The organism is Aliiroseovarius subalbicans (assembly GCF_022678625.1).
GTDB classification, from domain to species: domain Bacteria; phylum Pseudomonadota; class Alphaproteobacteria; order Rhodobacterales; family Rhodobacteraceae; genus Aliiroseovarius_A; species Aliiroseovarius_A subalbicans.
Genome location: NZ_JALBYQ010000002.1, coordinates 382,281 through 398,596 on the forward strand (window position 1 = coordinate 382,281; position 16,316 = coordinate 398,596).

Annotated in this window: 13 protein-coding genes; 8 read left to right on the forward strand and 5 right to left on the reverse strand. The window is 62.9% G+C overall.

Features of this window, described 5'->3' with window-relative positions:
• The first annotated feature begins 24 nt into the window (after positions 1-24).
• Positions 25-1,950, forward strand: coding sequence for an acyl CoA:acetate/3-ketoacid CoA transferase (locus tag MN188_RS09655; protein WP_242108624.1), 1,926 nt, complete (start codon positions 25-27; stop codon positions 1,948-1,950).
• A 301-nt stretch (positions 1,951-2,251) separates the two neighbouring features.
• Here the strand turns inward: MN188_RS09655 and MN188_RS09660 are convergent, their stop codons facing one another.
• The 4 genes from MN188_RS09660 to MN188_RS09675 all read right to left on the reverse strand — a co-directional run bounded on the left by MN188_RS09660 (position 2,252) and on the right by MN188_RS09675 (position 7,352).
• Positions 2,252-2,671: a universal stress protein gene (locus MN188_RS09660; RefSeq protein WP_242108626.1), complete on the reverse strand. Its 420-nt coding sequence runs from the start codon at positions 2,669-2,671 to the stop codon at positions 2,252-2,254.
• A gap of 11 nt (positions 2,672-2,682) precedes the next feature.
• Complete coding sequence (locus MN188_RS09665; protein WP_242108627.1) at positions 2,683-5,307, reverse strand: TRAP transporter permease; 2,625 nt, start codon at positions 5,305-5,307, stop codon at positions 2,683-2,685.
• 99 nt (positions 5,308-5,406) lie between these two features.
• Entirely contained in the window at positions 5,407-6,378 is a 972-nt protein-coding gene (locus MN188_RS09670; RefSeq protein ID WP_242108630.1) for a TAXI family TRAP transporter solute-binding subunit, read from the reverse strand.
• An 86-nt stretch (positions 6,379-6,464) separates the two neighbouring features.
• Entirely contained in the window at positions 6,465-7,352 is an 888-nt protein-coding gene (locus MN188_RS09675; protein WP_242108638.1) for a MurR/RpiR family transcriptional regulator, read from the reverse strand.
• Between the two features lie 114 nt (positions 7,353-7,466).
• Here MN188_RS09675 and MN188_RS09680 point away from each other — a divergent pair, with 114 nt between their 5' ends.
• From MN188_RS09680 to MN188_RS09690, 3 genes are all read left to right on the forward strand, one after another.
• Positions 7,467-8,249, forward strand: a complete 783-nt coding sequence (locus MN188_RS09680; protein WP_242108646.1) for a beta-keto acid cleavage family enzyme — start codon at positions 7,467-7,469, stop codon at positions 8,247-8,249.
• On the forward strand, positions 8,246-9,565 hold the full coding sequence (locus MN188_RS09685) for an aspartate aminotransferase family protein (RefSeq protein ID WP_242108648.1): 1,320 nt from the start codon (positions 8,246-8,248) through the stop codon (positions 9,563-9,565). Before MN188_RS09680 ends, MN188_RS09685 begins: the two co-directional genes overlap by 4 nt.
• A 105-nt stretch (positions 9,566-9,670) precedes the next feature.
• Positions 9,671-10,849 (forward strand): hypothetical protein, encoded by a 1,179-nt coding sequence (locus MN188_RS09690; protein WP_242108650.1) that lies wholly within the window; start codon positions 9,671-9,673, stop codon positions 10,847-10,849.
• On the opposite strand, the gene MN188_RS09695 is transcribed toward MN188_RS09690, so the two are convergent.
• Positions 10,846-11,934 carry a fatty acid desaturase gene (locus tag MN188_RS09695; RefSeq protein ID WP_242108652.1) on the reverse strand — a complete coding sequence of 363 codons (1,089 nt, stop codon included), beginning with the start codon at positions 11,932-11,934 and terminating at the stop codon, positions 10,846-10,848. The genes MN188_RS09690 and MN188_RS09695 overlap by 4 nt on opposite strands.
• 245 nt (positions 11,935-12,179) lie before the next feature.
• Here MN188_RS09695 and MN188_RS09700 point away from each other — a divergent pair, with 245 nt between their 5' ends.
• The 4 genes from MN188_RS09700 to MN188_RS09715 are packed head-to-tail and all read left to right on the forward strand — an operon-like array spanning position 12,180 to position 16,315.
• Positions 12,180-13,475 (forward strand): flavin-dependent oxidoreductase, encoded by a 1,296-nt coding sequence (locus tag MN188_RS09700; RefSeq protein WP_242108654.1) that lies wholly within the window; start codon positions 12,180-12,182, stop codon positions 13,473-13,475.
• A 44-nt stretch (positions 13,476-13,519) separates the two neighbouring features.
• Positions 13,520-14,086, forward strand: coding sequence for a 2-oxoacid:acceptor oxidoreductase family protein (locus tag MN188_RS09705; protein WP_242108656.1), 567 nt, complete (start codon positions 13,520-13,522; stop codon positions 14,084-14,086).
• On the forward strand, positions 14,079-15,254 hold the full coding sequence (locus MN188_RS09710) for a transketolase C-terminal domain-containing protein (protein WP_242108658.1): 1,176 nt from the start codon (positions 14,079-14,081) through the stop codon (positions 15,252-15,254). The genes MN188_RS09705 and MN188_RS09710 overlap by 8 nt, the downstream gene beginning before the upstream one ends.
• Positions 15,254-16,315 carry a thiamine pyrophosphate-dependent enzyme gene (locus tag MN188_RS09715; RefSeq protein WP_242108660.1) on the forward strand — a complete coding sequence of 354 codons (1,062 nt, stop codon included), beginning with the start codon at positions 15,254-15,256 and terminating at the stop codon, positions 16,313-16,315. Before MN188_RS09710 ends, MN188_RS09715 begins: the two co-directional genes overlap by 1 nt.
• Position 16,316 lies beyond the last annotated feature (1 nt).

Genomic DNA, 16,316 nt, shown 5'->3' on the forward strand with positions numbered 1-16,316 from the left:
GCCCGGCTGCCTGACAATACTGTCATGAAACGTAAGGTTATCTCTGCCGCCGACGCCGCCGCCCTGATCAACGATGGTGACACACTCACCACATCTGGCTTTGTCGGGATTGGCGTGCCCGATGAACTTCTCATGGCGATCGAAGCACGTTTCCTTGAGACCGGATCCCCGCGCGACCTGTCGCTGATCTTTGCCGCCGGGCAAGGCGACGGGGGCGACCGCGGGTTGAACCACCTGGGGCATGAGGGGTTGTTGGCCAGCGTCGTGGGCGGGCACTGGGGTCTCGCGCCCAAAGTCGCCGCCCTGGCGGTGGCGGGCAAGATCAAGGGCTGGAACCTGCCGCAGGGCTGCATCAGCCAGCTTTATCGTGACGTGGCGGCGGGCAAGCCGGGCATGCTGTCGCGCGTTGGGCTTGAGACCTTCGTTGATCCACGCAACGGCGGAGGGCGCATCAACGACATCAGCACCGAGGACCAGGTCACACTGACCGAGTTGAACGGCGAGGAATTCCTGTTCTATCCAGCCCAGCGCATGACCGTCGCCCTGCTGCGCGGCACCACAGCGGATGAGGTCGGCAACATCACGATGGAGCGCGAGGCGCTGATCCTCGACAACCTGGCGCAGGCGATGGCAGTGAAGAACGCGGGCGGCGTGGTGATCGTCCAGGTCGAACGCCTGGCGCGGGCCGGAACGCTTCCCGCGCGCGACGTGATCATTCCCGGCATCCTGGTGGACGCGGTGGTGGTGGCGCGCCCGGAGAACCACGTCCAAACCTACAAAACTGCCTTTTCACAGGCCTTCACCAACCGCATCCGCCCGCCCACCGGCGAGATTCCGGCGCTTCCGCTGGACGCCCGCAAAGTGATTGCCCGGCGCTGCGCCTTTGAGCTTCCGGTGAATGGCGTAGTGAACCTGGGCATCGGCATGCCCGAAGGTGTGGCCGCCGTGGCCGCCGAGGAGGGGCTTTTGGATCACCTGTCCCTGACCGCCGAACCTGGCGTGGTGGGCGGGCAACCCGCATCGGGGCTGGACTTCGGCGCTGCCGTGAACACCGACGCGGTGATCGCGCAGAACAACCAGTTCGATTTTTACGACGGCGGCGGGCTGGACATGGCCTGCCTGGGGCTGGCGCAGGCGGACACGGCGGGCAACGTGAACGTGTCGCGCTTCGGTCCCCGGCTGGCAGGCGCGGGCGGCTTCATCAACATCTCGCAAAACGCGCGCAACGTGATCTTTGCCGGCACCTTCACCGCCAAGGGGTTGACGGTCGACATCAACGACGGCCGCATGACAATCCGCAGCGAAGGCACGTCGCGCAAATTCCTGGAGCAGGTCGAACAGGTCACCTTCTCGGGCCCGCGCGCGGCCCGGCTGGGGCAGCCCGTGCTTTTTGTCACCGAACGCTGCGTGTTCGAGCTAACAACAGACGGCCTGAAACTGACCGAAATCGCGCCGGGGATCGACCTGGAGCGGGACATTCTGGCGCAAATGGATACCCGCCCCATCATCGATGAGATTGCCGAGATGGACCCACGCCTGTTCCTGCCCGGTGAGATGAACCTACGCACGGATCTTCTGCACCTCGACCTGCCGGACCGGATCGCAATGGACACGGACGCGCGTCAGCTATTTCTGAACTTCGAAAAGATGCGCGTGCGTAGCCTGGAAGAAGTCGACCAGATTGGCCGCGCCGTGGCCGACACCTGCAAGGCTGCGCCGGGGCCGGTAGACGTGATCGTGAACTATGACGGATTCCGAATTGACGAAGACCTGACTGGCGATTGGGCCCGCATGGTGGCCGGGCTTGAGTCAGCATACTACCGCAATGTCACCCGCTATTCCGGGTCGGCCTTCATGCGGATGAAACTGGGGCAGGTCTTTGCCGAGCACCGCTCCCACATCTTTGAAAGCCGCGATCAGGCGCGCGCCTATCTTCGGCGCAAGGACTGACGCATCAAGGCTAGTCCGCCTGTGACAGTCGACCAGTCAACCTCAACCAGTCCCCGTTTGCGGTTCAACTCCAATGCTTCCTGCGAACCACGCCGTCAGGTCGGCCCACAGGAACCGCCGGCCGAAAGTCACCCCTTGGCGAACTGCAGAAACGACCGGAGCGGTATGGGGAACCCGTAGTCCTCCCACAGCGCATCATCCACTTGCCGCTCACTTTCACGCAGCGTCGGGACATCACGCGTCAGTTCGCGTCCAAAGCCATGATGCCAAGCGCTACCAAGTTGTGACCGCTGCGAAACCGTTAGTCGCGAAGCACCAGAACCGAGCGGTTCGAATGCCGCACCAGGCGGGCCGCGTTCGATCCCAGAAGGTAATCCTTCAACTCGGGCCGACTGGCACCAAACACGATCAGGTCGGCATCCAGCTTATTGGCCAGAGCAATGACACGGTCATAAACCGTGCCCGACATCACATGGGTTTCGGCCTTGATCCCAGCTTCGGCCAGGGCCGCGTCCAATTCGTCATGGGCGCGGTGCCGATTCTCTTCCTCGAACCCCTTGTCGAAATGAGATCCGACGATGGCCATGCCGACATCGGGCACAATGGTGGCAACATGCAGTTCGCTGCCCCAGCACGCCGACAGGCCTTTGGCTGTCGCCAGGATCTTCTGGGTTTCCTCGGGGATCGTCACGTCAACGGGTATCAGTACGGTCTTGAACATCACACGCCCTCCTAGAACGCTGGCTGGGTTGCGCGGCGGCTTTGCAGCGCGACGATCAACAGCAGCAGGATGAATGCAGGGATGAAGAAGATTTCCTTCGGCATCCGATCATTCTCAATGGCGACCGAGGCGATCTGAGCCGGTTCATCGCCATAGAAGTCATAGTCATTCGCCAAAATGTCGAAGAACGGCGTGCCCGGGAAGGGTTCGTCCAGTTGCAGGATGCCATCGTTCTCCATCACGGCCAGACCTGCGGCCTGAAGCCGCTCTTCGCCGCTGCCCTCGGCTTCGGGGGTCAGGACCACCGTGGTGGTGCCGACGATACCGGTGTCGAAATCTGGCGCGGAAACCTGCAAGCGTGCAGGCGTGCCCACCGGCAGATCGCCCAACGCCGTGATCGCAGCGGGGCCGGTCACCTCGGTGTACTGGTCCTGCCACTGGTTCAGCCAATATCCGGGGCGGAATAGGGTGAACACGATCAACAGGATCACCGCGGTTTCCCACTTGCGGCTTTTCGCGATGAAATAGCCTTGGGTCGCGGCAGCAAACAGCAGCATCGCAATCAGCGACACGAAGAACACGAAAACCGCCTTCACCGGCCCCACGTTGATCAACAACAGGTCGGTATTGAAGATGAACATGAACGGCAAAAGCGCGGTTCGGATGTCATAACTGAAGCCCACCAGACCCGTCTTGATCGGGTCACCACGTGAAATCGCGGCAGCCGCATAGGCCGCAAGGCCCACCGGTGGCGTGTCATCCGCCAGAATGCCGAAATAGAACACGAACATGTGCACCGCGATCAGCGGCACGATCAGGCCCGACTGCGCGCCCACCGACACGATCACCGGCGCCATCAGCGACGACACGACGATATAGTTCGCCGTGGTCGGCAGGCCCATGCCCAGGATCAGCGACAGAACCGCAACCAAAAGCAGCAGGATGATCAGGTTGCCGCCCGAGATCACCTCGATCACCTGACCGATGATCTGGTGTGCGCCGGTCAGGGAAATCGTGCCGACGATGATACCGGCCGCACCGGTGGCGACACCGATCCCGATCATGTTGCGCGCGCCGCTTTCCAGGCCAGAGATGAAGTCGCGCACGCCTTCGCGGGCCTCCTCTACCATGTGGTGTTCGCCGCGAAAGAACGCTTTCAGCGGCCGATGAGTCATCGACACGACGACCATCGCAATGGTCGCCCAGAAGGCCGACAACGCAGGGGACAGGCGGTCCAGATGCTCGGTGCGCACCATCAGGTTCCAGACCAGCACGAAGATCGGCAGCGCATAATAAGCACCACCCAGGAAGGTCGGGGTCAAACGCGGGGCGCTGACGGCCTTCGCGTTGGGATCATCCACCTCGATATCCGGAAATCTCGACGCCATGTAGGTCAGCGCGATATAGGCCGCGCCAAGCAGGACCAGCGCCGGATAAACCGTTGCGCCGGGCATCATCGGCTCCAGCATCGCGCGGAAGCTGACGACGGCGAAGGTGATCACCGCCATGCCCAAAAAGCCGGTCAGGAACAACACCATGATCATCACCACGCCGATATGACGGCCCGGCTTTTTCAAACCCTGCAGGCCCAGCTTCAGGCTTTCCAAATGCACGATATACAGCAGTGCGATGTAGGAAATCACTGCCGGCAGGAAGGCGTGTTTCACGACTTCGATATAGGGAATGTTCACATATTCGACCATCAGGAACGCCGCGGCGCCCATCACGGGCGGGGTCAGCTGACCGTTGGTCGATGAGGCCACCTCGACCGCGCCGGCCTTTTCGGGGGAAAAGCCGATACGCTTCATCAAGGGGATGGTGAATGTGCCGGTGGTTACCGTGTTGGCAATGGACGACCCCGAAATCATGCCGGTCATCATCGACGACAGAACAGCCGCCTTCGCAGGCCCGCCCCGCAGGGCACCTAGAAGCGCGATGGCGACCTTGATGAACCAGTTGCCGCCGCCTGCTTTCTCAAGCAGCGCGCCAAACAGCACGAACAGGAAGATCATCGTCGTGGATACGCCCAGCGCGACGCCGAACACGCCCTCGGTCTGCATCCAGTAGTGGCCCATCGCCTTTGAGAAGGACGCGCCACCATAGTTGGTGATCGAGCCGATCCAGGAGGAATAGCCGCCGAAGAACGCCAGCGCCAGGAACAGCGACCCGATGATGACAAGCGGCAGGCCCAGCGACCGGAACACGGCGACCAGAAGCACGCCCATGCCGATAGCGGACATCACGATATCTGTCGTGGTCCACAGGCCCGGACGGTCGGCGATCTCGAACCGGAACACGACCAGATACAGGCAGGCCGACACCCCGGCCACAAGCAACGCCCAGTCATAAAGCGGGATCTTGTGGCGATGGCCGAAGATCGGAAAGGCCAGCGTGGCCAGGGCCAGTGCAAAGGCCAGGTGCACATACCGCGCCTGCGCCACGATGTTGGCGAAATCGTTGATTCCGGTGGCCTGGGCCACGATGCCCGGAACTTTTGAGGCGATATAAAGCTGGAAGACCGACCAGGTCACGCAGAGCCAGAAGATCAGGCGCGTTGCAAACGCACCCGCTTGCCGCGCCCCGGTATCAGCCTCGGCCACCATGTCTTCGGCGGATTTCAGTTCTGTCTCGGTCATCCTACGCCCCTCAGTCTTTCACACAGTCTTTTTGCAAAACGCCAGCGCACCGAAATCGATGCGCTGGCGCTCTTGTCACTTGGAAAACGGCACGCGCCGTCAGTCCATCAGGCCCAATTCCTTATAGGCCCGCTCGGCGCCCGGATGCAGCGGAGCGGACAGGCCGTCCTTGATCATCTGCGCGGCATCCAGATTGGCAAACGCCGGGTGCAGACCGCGGAAGTCGTCCAGGTTGGCCAGAACCGCCTTGGCGACGACATAGGCCACGTCATCAGACACATCGGCCGAGGTCACGAAGGTCGCGCCAACACCGAAGGTGCGGGTGTCGTCCGGGTTACCAGCATAGGTGCCGCCCGGGATGACTGCAGTCCGGTAATACGGGTTCTCTTCGACCAGCTTGTCGATCCCCTCACCATTCACCGAGATCAGTTTCACGTCACAGGTGGTGGTGGCTTCCTTGATCGCCGCGGCCGGGTGACCGATGGTATAGATCATCGCGTCGATGTTGCCGTCGCAGATCTGCTTGGCCATCTCGGACCCTTTGTATTCGGTCGCCAGCGCGAAATCGTCCATGGTCACACCGAAGGCGCCCATCACGACTTCCATCGTCGCACGCTGGCCGGATCCGGGGTTACCCACGTTCACGCGCTTGCCCACAAGCTCTTCGAACTTGGTCACGCCGCTGTCGGCACGCACCAGAAGGGTGAAAGGCTCCGGGTGGACCGAGAACATCGCACGGATTTCCGGGAACGGATTGTCCTCGAATTTCGACGTGCCGTTGTAGGCATGGTACTGCCAGTCGGATTGGGCCACGCCGAACTCAAGCTCACCGGCCTTGATCGTGTTGATGTTGTAGACCGAGCCGCCGGTGCTTTCGACCGCACAGCGGATGCCGTGCTCCTTGCGCGACTTGTTCACCAGACGGCAGATGGCACCGCCGGTCGGGTAATAAACGCCGGTGACGCCACCGGTCCCGATCGAGATGAATTGCTGATCAGCCGCCGAGGCTGCGCTGCCCAGCGAGATCGCCGCAGCTGCAACAAAGCCGCCGATGATTTTCGTATATTTCATGAATCACTCCCATTCGATTCAGCGCGTTTTGGGATCGCGCTTGTGCGTGAAGGTTCTGAAATGTTTGGGACGGAGTCACGAAAAAACTAATGTTTTTTCTGCGCCACCCAATAGGCGTTGTTCTCTTTCCGCAAGGTTTCATAGGATTTGATTCGCGCCCGCGCCGCATCCCCACCCCTTTGCATCAGAAGCGCGATCAGGGTTTCGATCACCGCCATCATGCCGCTAAAGCAGCCAAAATGGTGCGTACTCAGCACCGAGGCGACCAGGCTGAATTCCGGCGCAAGCTCGGGCGAAACGACCTCGCTATCGGTGATCAAAACCAGTTTCACCCCTTTTTCCTTGGCAAACCGACACGCTTCGATGGTTTCGCGGGAATAAGGCGTGATGGTTATCGCGATCAGCACATCACCCGGCCCCGCCTCGTTCAGATCATCGATTGCAGAATTCATGTGGCGCGGGATCAGGTGAAGGCTGGGGAGCGCCATCCGCCCGACATAGTGAAGGTAATACGCCATCGCATAACTTGAGCGCACAGCGGTCAGATAGACCCGATCCGCGGCGGTCAGAGCATCGGCAACCGCGTCCAATTCCTCGATCACTTGACGCTCCAACGAACGATCAACGATCGACATCGTGTTCTTCACCGCGTCCACATAGGTCGTGGCCAGCGGCGTGTCTGTGGCCACATCGTCCAACCAGGCCGGAGCAACCGCGTCGAAGCCGCCTGAAACCAGCGCATGACGGAACGGCTGGCGAAACTCCTCGAAACCGGCGAACCCCATCGTTTTCGCTATGTTAACAAAGGTATAGGTGCTGACTTGCGCCTTGCGCGCGCTTTCGCGAATGGAATCCAATCCGAAATCGGACGGGTGGTCGATCACGTATTTCGCAGCGGTGCGCAATTGCGGCGCCAGATGCGCGATTTCGTCCTTCAATGACGCCACAAGTCGGGATTTCAGGGTCGGATCCATGCTGATTCGCCTTTCGCAACAACGAATAACATATGTTATTTTTCTGCGCGATTGACAGAAATTGTAATTCACTTCCAAATCGAACGACAAACCACCCCTCCACCGGAGATCCGAATGGGAACCGCGTTTGACCTGATGGTCGCCCCGAACGGCGCACGCCTTGGCAAAGCTGATCACCCCGCCGTGCCCTGCACGGCCGAGGAGCTATCGCGCACTGCCGCCGCCTGCGCCGCTGCGGGCGCGGGGGCAATTCACCTGCACGTGCGCGACGCCGACGGGCATCATGCACTGGACGCGAACCTGTATGACAAGGCCATTGCTGCCGTGGCGCAGCGCACGCCGATCCGGGTGCAGATGTCGACCGAAGCGGTGGGCATCTTCGATGTCCCGACCCAGATCGAATGCCTGCGCGCTGTGAAGGCGCCGGATGCCAGCATTGCCTTGCGTGAAATAACCCGCCGCCCGGACCTTCTGACCGAAGCATATAAGGTGGTCGAGGCAAACGGAACGGACGTGCAGCACATCCTCTATGACGCGGCCGACCTGGAGCTTCTGCTCCAGTATTTCGATCAGGGGCTGATCGCGCCACGGTCGCGCCGGGTGCTGTTCGTTCTTGGCCGCTACAGCGAACATCAGGTGGCCACCCCGGACGATCTGACCCCGTTCCTGGCCGTGCCTGGCGCGCGTGACCTGACCTGGTCGGTCTGCGCCTTCGGCCCGAAAGAACATGACTGCTTGATGGCGGCTTTGAACACCGGCGGCCACGCGCGCATCGGGTTTGAAAACAACACCATCGCCGCCGACGGCACGCCCTACCCTGACAATGCCGCATCGGTCGCGGCCTTTGTCGAAACCGCCGCAAGGGCCGGGTTCCAACCGCGACGGGTGATGCCATGAGCCACGTTTTTCCCCGCAACATCGCGACCCCGCCCCCCACCGCCGTGGGGGCCGAGGGCTGTTACCTGATCGACGCGAACGGCAAGCGGTATTTCGACGGTTCGGGTGGCGCCGCGGTGTCCTGTTTGGGTCACGGCGACCCCGAGATCATCCGTGCGGTGCAGGATCAGGCCCAACGCTTGGCCTTTGCCCATACCGGGTTTTTCACCACCGACCCGGCCGAGGAGCTGGCGGATCTGCTGATCAAACATGCTCCCGGCGACCTGGACCGGGTCTATTTCGTCTCTGGCGGCTCCGAAGCGACCGAGGCCGCGATGAAGCTGGCCCGACAATATCATCTTGAGCGCGGCGAACCGCAGCGCCGCCACGTGATTGCGCGGCGCCAAAGCTACCACGGGAACACGCTGGGCGCGCTGGCGGCGGGCGGCAACCAATGGCGTCGGGCGCAGTTTCAACCGATCCTGATCGACATCACCCATATCGCGCCCTGCTATGAATATGCCGAACGGCCCGAGGGTGAGAGCAGCTTTGACTATGGTCAGCGCGTGGCGCAGGAGTTGGAGGACGAGATCCTGCGGTTGGGGTCCGACACGGTCATGGCCTTCCTGGCCGAACCCGTCGTCGGCGCGACGCTGGGCGCGGTGCCGGCCGTTGAAGGGTATTTCAAACGTATCCGTGAGATTTGCGACCAATACGGCGTGCTTTTGATCCTTGACGAAGTCATGTGCGGCATGGGGCGCACCGGGCATCTGTTCGCCTGTGACGGCGACGACGTCGCGCCGGACATTCTGTGTATCGCCAAGGGATTGGGGGCCGGGTATCAGCCGATCGGCGCAATGCTGTGCACCCGCAAAATATATGACACAATCGCCGAGGGCAGCGGGTATTTCCAGCACGGTCACACCTATATCGGCCATCCGGTCGCCTGCGCAGCGGCCCTGGCGGTGACGCGCGCCATTCTGGATCGCGGGCTGGTGCCACGGGTTCAGACGCTGGGGCGCGCGCTGAAGGGCGCGCTGGAGGATCGCTTTGGCAACCACCCCCATGTGGGCGACATTCGCGGTCGGGGCTTGTTCCTGGGGATGGAACTTGTCGCCGACCGGGCCGGGAAAACGCCCCTGCCCCCGGACAGAAAGACCGCCGCGCGCTTCAAGGCCGCTGCGTTCGAGGCCGGGCTGGTCTGCTACCCGATGGGTGGCACACGCGATGGCGTGCAGGGTGATCACGTTCTTCTGGCCCCGCCCTTCATCATGACCCACGACCATATCGGCGAGATCACCGACAAGCTGGACACGGCCCTGCGTCAGGTCACCTGAGCACCGGACCTGCGCCAAGTTGCGCGATGGAAGCCCGGTGGACAGCTGATATACCCGGACGAGATGGGGCCTTTACCTGGCCCAGTGTTCCCGCGAGGTTCGGCAATGCGCGCGACGCGCCTGAGCAACATTCAGTGGTTCCTGAACCGCTCGCACCACATCGCCTATATGGCGTTTGTCGTGCCCGGACACCCGACGCCGGATGAGGTCGCCGGGTTACTGGATGAGCTTATGGCGGTGTTCCCCCGGCTAAGCTGTGAGGTTGATCTGGCTCGATCGCAGAGCTTTCACGCCCGGCAAGGCAACACCGACGACCTGCTGGACCTGCGCCCGCCACAGGACTTTGCCCGGGCGCTTGCCGGACTGCTTGCCGACCTGGCTGAGCCTTTCACGCCAGGATTGAAGCCGACCTTTCACTGTAGCGTCGTGCCATCACGAACCCGAAAGGAAACGCTCCTGTTCTTCTCGGCGCCGCATGCCGCCATCGAAGGCATCGACGTGCTGAAGCTGGGTACGCCCACGCGTGAGCGGGTTGCGCCGACGCACGCGGCCCGGCTGAAACGGGGCACTTTGGCCATTCTTACATTGCCCCTGGGGGTCTTGCAGATTGGTCTTGCGCCACTGCTGGCCCGGCCACGCCACCGGTTCGCGCGGCGGATCTTGTCGGTTGATCGCCAAAGCCTGCGCGCGGCCAGCGGCGCGGCTGGGGTCAGTTGGCAGGGGCTCTTGATGGCCAGCATGGTGAACAGCGGATGCGGTGCTGTGCAGATGCGCCTTCGCCTGCCCTGCCCGGTGGCCGTTTCCGAAGTGCCAAAACTGCGCTCAGGCCTCGATGATCATTCGATCCAGTTCAGAATGCGCCTAGGGGTTCTGCGACCAGATGCGGACTTGATCCAACTAGCCCGCTGCTGCGACCGGAAACTTCAGCCCCGCGAAAAACGCCGCCTTTCGCTTTACGACATCATCACCGCCGGGCTGCCGCTTCACCGCAAGCTGGCCACATGGTTGCCAGCCCTTTACCCCGCGCGCAGCTTTCAATACTTCCCGACCAGCCTCAGTTTTTCGGTGGTGCCCCCGATCCGCACACATCGCTTTGCGGGTCTTGCAGGGGCGACTTGCATCGGCTCGGGCTCGAACACCCCTGCCTTGACGTCCTGCATCGTGACCCAGTCGCACGGACGGGTATATATGAGTCTGAACCTGCCTGCCGACAATGATGCCCCCGTTGCCGCGATCTGCAGCCAATTGGCCGACGTTGGCATCGACTGTGAGGTCATGATCTAAAGCTGCTTCAAGAGTGCCAGTTCTTCTTCGGTCGCAAAGTCACGGTCCCACCGGGCCAGATGCGGCTTCATGAACCAGAACCACAGCGGCGGGATGGCCGCGATGGCGCACAACACGCTGGGACCGACCGGTAGCCGGGGGTGATCCGCCTGCGCTTCGATTTCCCAGAAATGCCAGCCGGGGTGCAGGTGGTGCTGCGAATGCTGGGTGATGTTGAAGGCAAAGCCCGAGCTGATCGCGCGGCGCGACGACCAGGCATGGCGTGCCTCATACGGTCCGGTATCCGACCGCATCAACCCATAGTGCGCCACATAGTTGAAGCCTTCGATCAGAAAGATCCCGATCACGCCACCGACAAATGCGGCGGCCAGACCGGGAAGCCCGGCCAGGGCAAGCGCTGTGAACAGATAGAGCGCCTCGAACAGATGCCCGCGCAGCGCGCGATTGCGCAGGCTGATCACCAGCTGCCCCCGCCGCCCCAACCGCGTGGCCTCGGCCTGCGCGGCGTTCACGTTGCTGGCCCAAAAGGATTTGACCGCGAAGCTCCAGAAATCCTGACCGCGTGTACCCGAGGCGGGGTCGTGGCGCCGGGTCGCCTCGCGGTGGTGCGTGTGCATGTGATCGATGGTGATCGTGGAATGCAGGCTGAGCGCACTCAGAAGCCGCGAGATGGTCAGATCATACCAAGTCAGCCGGTGCATGAATTCATGCGACAGGTTCCCGCCAGCGGCCCCGGTGAACACCCCCAACGTGGCAATCGCCGCGACCAGAGTGCCAAGGGACAGGGGCGTTTGCCCCAACAGGACCAGCACGCCGATGACCAAACCAACCTGCAACGCAGCCGAAACATACAGGATCGGCGCGCCCCAGCGATCAAGGCTGGACAGGTCTGTGACATGGGATCGGTCCGGGATCCAGTCGCAGATCACGGCCAGCACCACGAACAGGACCGGGCTGATCCACAGAAATGCCTCGCCCAGACCCACGGTCACCAGCGCAACTAACTGAAGCGCCGGAAAAATAAGGTATTTCACCGGCGCAAACGGGACTGCGCGGTCCGAAGCGTCAGCGCCTTGTGCAAGCATGTTCCACCCTCCCCGGGGTCGTGAAACTGAAACGTCAGGGACATTTTACCGCGGAAACAGTGCCGGGGGTATGACGGGTGTCAAGTTCGGCATGCCCGATTGCGGCACCGAGATCTGACTTTTCGCCTTGCGTCATATCCGGGAAAGAAGGGCTTGAGCGCCCTTGCCGTCTGAACAACAATGCCGACGTCCACCGAAGCGGAACCGACCCGGTTCCCGACAGAAAAACCCACAGGAGCCGCCCCATGACCAACCCTCGTATCCTCATCGCTGGCGGGGGCATCGGCGGCCTGTCGCTTGCCCTGACCCTGCACCAGATCGGTGTGCCCTGCGTGGTGTTCGAAGCGGTGCGCGAATTGCGCCCACTAGGGGTCGGCATCAACCTGCAACCCAACGCGGTGCGCGAATTGTTCGACCTGGGGCTGGACGAAAACGCGTTGGAACAGGTCGGTCTGCCGGTGCGCGAATGGGCCCTGGTGGGGCAGAACGGCCACGACATCCACGCCGAGCCGCGCGGCACGGACGCCGGATACAACTGGCCGCAATACGCGGTGCATCGCGGTGATTTCCACATGCTGCTCTATCGCAGTTTCACCGAACGCGCCGGGGCGGATGCGGTGCGGCTGGGCCAACGCGTCACCGGCTATGAGACGGGCGACGACGGCAGCGTCACAGCGCTGATCCAGCACGCCGATGGCACCACCTCGCGCGAAAACGGGGCGCTTTTGATCGGCGCCGATGGCATCCATTCGGCGGTGCGCGCGCAGATGCACCCGGACCAGCCACCGATCCACTGGGGTGGCGCGGTCATGTGGCGCGGCACCACGCGGGCGAAGCCGATCCGCTCGGGGTCGTCCTTCGTCGGGCTTGGCACCGACAAGCAGCGCATGGTGATCTATCCGATCTCGCCCCCGGACCCCGACACCGGGCTGGCGCGCATCAACTGGATCGCCGAGGTGGTGCACGACGACCCCGATGCGCGCGATGCGGTGGGGTGGTTCCGGCAGGTCGACGTGTCAGACTTCGCACATCACTTTGACGACTGGAAATATGACTGGCTGGACGTGCCCGCGCTGCTGCGCGGCGCTGACGTGACCTATGAGAACCCGATGATCGACCGCGACCCGGTCAGCACCTGGCGCGACGGCGCGGTGGCGCTGATGGGCGATGCGGCGCATGCGATGTATCCCACGGGGTCGAACGGCGCCAGCCAGGCGGTGATCGACGCGCGCGTGCTGGGCGCCTGCCTGTTGCAGCATGGCGTGACCCAGGCCGCACTGGCGGCTTATGACGACCAGCTGTGCGCCCCGGTGTCCGAACTGATCCTGCGCAATCGCGGCGCGGGGCCGTTCGGGCTTCTCAACATGGTTGCGGAACGCTGCGGTGGGGTCTTCGACAACATCGATGATGTGATTTCACCGCAAGAGCGCGCCGAATTCCTGGCCGGATACAAGTCCGCCGCCGGCTTCGCGATCGAGGCGCTGAATGCGGCCCCCCGGACCATCGCGCCGGGGGCAAAGGTCACCCGCACACCCGGTTGATCTTGATCATTTGGACAAAGGTCAGGGTCTGATACCGTGGAGGCATGAAAGAGTTTCGCATCCACGGTCGCGGGGGGCAGGGCAGCGTCGCCGCTGCCTACCTGCTTGCCGCCGCCGCATTCGAGGCGGGCTTTACCTGTCAGGCGTTTCCGGCCTTCGGTGCCGAACGCCGCGGGGCGCCCGTCACCGCCTTTGTTCGCATCGACAAGGCCCCGATCCATCTGCGCAGTCAGGTGCATTCGCCCGATTTTCTGATCGTGCAGGATGCCACGCTGTTGCATGACCCGGCGCTGACAGCCGGTTTGAAGGACGGTGGTGGGATGCTGGTCAACTCGACCCGCGCCAGCGAAGACGTCGCCAAGGAGTTCGGCTGCAAGGCAATCTGCTTGCCTGCCACGGAATTGGCGATGGAAGAGATCGGTCGCCCGATCCCGAACACCGCCCTTCTGGCCGGGTTCCTGACCCTGACCGACCTGTTGCCGCAAGAGGCGCTGGCCGCCGCGTTGAAAGACCGGTTCAAGGGTGACGTTCTGCAAAAGAACCTGTCGCTGATCGCCCGCGCCGCCGATGCGGTGCCCCACGGCATCTGGAAGGAGGCCGAAGATGCGTAAAGCCCTCGAAGGCTCACAGGCCATCGCCCGTGCGGTCGCGCTGTGCCGCCCTGACGTGGTCGCCGCCTATCCGATCACGCCGCAGACCCATATCGTCGAAAACCTGTCCAAACTGGTGGCCGAGGGCGACCTGCACACGGAATTCGTGAGCGTGGAAAGCGAGTTTTCCGCAGCCTCGGTCGTGCTGGGCGCCGCTGCCGCCGGCGCGCGTGCCTATACCGCCACGGCCAGCCAGGGCGTGCTGCTCATGTCCGAAGTGCTGTTTAACATCGCGGGCCTGCGGGTGCCGCTAGTGATGACCGTTGCCAACCGTGCCGTGGGTGCGCCACTGTCGATCTGGAACGACCAAAGCGACAGCATGGCCGTGCGCGACAGCGGCTGGATCCAGATCCACGCCGCCGACAATCAGGAAGCCGTGGACGCCACGATCCAGGCCTTCCGCATCGCCGAGACTTGCGAGATTCCGGTCATGGTCTGCATGGACGGCTTCATCCTGACCCACACGATGGAAGTCATCGACATGCCGGACACCGACATGATCGACGGATGGCTGCCGCCCTATGAATTTTCGCGTAACCTTGACCCGGCCGCGCCGACCTCGATCGGCACACTGGTCACGCCCGATTTCTTCGCCGAGATGCGCCATTCTCATCACGCCGCGATGATGCGCGCGCTTGAGGTGATCGAACAGACCGACGCGGATTACGCCGACCTGACGGGGCGTGCCTCGGGTGGGTTGTTGACCGTCGAAGGTGACCCCGACGCCAAGGTCGGCATCCTGGCGATGGGATCGACCGTCGGCACCCTGCGCACCGGCATGGAGCATTTCAGCGATGAGGTCGGAGCCGCACGCCTGATCAAGTTGCGCACCTTCCGCCCCTTCCCCTCGGACGCACTTCGTGATGCGGTGAAAGGGCTGGACCATCTTATCGTTGTCGACCGCGCCATTTCGCCCGGCCTGGGCGGCGTGGTTGGAACCGAAGTTGCCGCCGTGCTTGCCGACGTGGAAGGCGCGCCGCGCATCCACAACCATGCGCTGGGTCTTGGTGGCCGCGACATTCCCGAAACGATCTATCGCGACCTGATGCAGACGGTGGCCAACCCTGACGCGCCCGCCTTCAGCGTCTTCGATGTCGATCTGAACAAATTGCAGCCGGAGGACAGGTGATGTCAGACAAAAGCGAACGCCTGGCCGAACTGCGTGCCAAACACGGCCGCCCGCCTGCCGCCCCGCATGAACCCAAGCACGACGCCCCCACCGCGCGCGAGGCACAGCCGCGGTTTCGCGGACTCGAAAGTGGGCACCGCGCCTGTCAGGGCTGCGGCGAAGCCCTGGCCGCCCGGCTGGTAATGGAATGCGCCGGCCCCGACGTGATGGTGGCCAATGCCACCGGCTGCCTTGAGGTCTTCACCACCGCCTGGCCGCAATCGGCCTGGCGCGTGCCGTGGATGCATTCGCTGTTCGAAAACGCCCCGGCCATCGCCAGCGGCATGGAGGCCGCGATGAAAGCCAAGGGCAAGAACACCAAGGTGTTAGCCTTTGGCGGCGACGGCGCGACCTATGACATCGGCTTCCAGGCGCTGTCGGGCATGTTGGAGCGGTATCACAACATCCTTTACGTCTGCTACGACAACGAAGCTTACATGAACACGGGCATCCAGCGCTCGTCCTCAACACCGCATTCGGCGACCACAACGACCTCACCCGCTGGTAAGGAACGGATGGGCAAGCGGCACCTGAAAAAGGACCTGCTGTCGATCATCGCGGCGCATCACATCCCCTATGCGGCGGCGGCCTCGGTGGCCTATCCGCAGGACCTGCAACGCAAGGTCCGCTATGCAATGGGGATCGAGGGGCCGACCTTCCTGGTCATTCATTCGCCCTGCCCGCTGGGCTGGAAACACGACAGCGCCGCAACAATCGAAGTGGCACGCCGCGCGGTGGAATGCGGGCTGTTCCCGCTGGTCGAACTGGAACGCGGGGCGGTGACGAACGTAATGCCGATCCGCGATGCACGCCCGGTCACCGACTACCTGGAGCTTCAAGGCCGGTTCGCGCACCTGTTCAACGGCGAAGACCCGCGCGCGCAGGAAGAACGCGACCACTTGCAGGCGCTGGCAGATCACAACATCCAGACCTTCGGCCTGAACGGCGAAGGTGACGACCCTCTAGACACGTCGGGCATTGCCGCCGTGGGCCGGGGCGGTCCTGTGACAGGGAGGGGCTGAC

Excerpts from the sequence above, each read along its gene's own strand:
- MN188_RS09655 (WP_242108624.1), top strand. The coding sequence starts at position 25 with ATGAAACGTAAGGTTATCTCTGCCGCCGACGCCGCCGCCCTGATCAAC.
- MN188_RS09660 (WP_242108626.1), bottom strand. The coding sequence starts at position 2,671 with ATGTTCAAGACCGTACTGATACCCGTTGACGTGACGATCCCCGAGGAA.
- MN188_RS09665 (WP_242108627.1), bottom strand. The coding sequence starts at position 5,307 with ATGACCGAGACAGAACTGAAATCCGCCGAAGACATGGTGGCCGAGGCT.
- MN188_RS09670 (WP_242108630.1), bottom strand. The coding sequence starts at position 6,378 with ATGAAATATACGAAAATCATCGGCGGCTTTGTTGCAGCTGCGGCGATC.
- MN188_RS09675 (WP_242108638.1), bottom strand. The coding sequence starts at position 7,352 with ATGGATCCGACCCTGAAATCCCGACTTGTGGCGTCATTGAAGGACGAA.
- MN188_RS09680 (WP_242108646.1), top strand. The coding sequence starts at position 7,467 with ATGGGAACCGCGTTTGACCTGATGGTCGCCCCGAACGGCGCACGCCTT.
- MN188_RS09685 (WP_242108648.1), top strand. The coding sequence starts at position 8,246 with ATGAGCCACGTTTTTCCCCGCAACATCGCGACCCCGCCCCCCACCGCC.
- MN188_RS09690 (WP_242108650.1), top strand. The coding sequence starts at position 9,671 with ATGCGCGCGACGCGCCTGAGCAACATTCAGTGGTTCCTGAACCGCTCG.
- MN188_RS09695 (WP_242108652.1), bottom strand. The coding sequence starts at position 11,934 with ATGCTTGCACAAGGCGCTGACGCTTCGGACCGCGCAGTCCCGTTTGCG.
- MN188_RS09700 (WP_242108654.1), top strand. The coding sequence starts at position 12,180 with ATGACCAACCCTCGTATCCTCATCGCTGGCGGGGGCATCGGCGGCCTG.
- MN188_RS09705 (WP_242108656.1), top strand. The coding sequence starts at position 13,520 with ATGAAAGAGTTTCGCATCCACGGTCGCGGGGGGCAGGGCAGCGTCGCC.
- MN188_RS09710 (WP_242108658.1), top strand. The coding sequence starts at position 14,079 with ATGCGTAAAGCCCTCGAAGGCTCACAGGCCATCGCCCGTGCGGTCGCG.
- MN188_RS09715 (WP_242108660.1), top strand. The coding sequence starts at position 15,254 with ATGTCAGACAAAAGCGAACGCCTGGCCGAACTGCGTGCCAAACACGGC.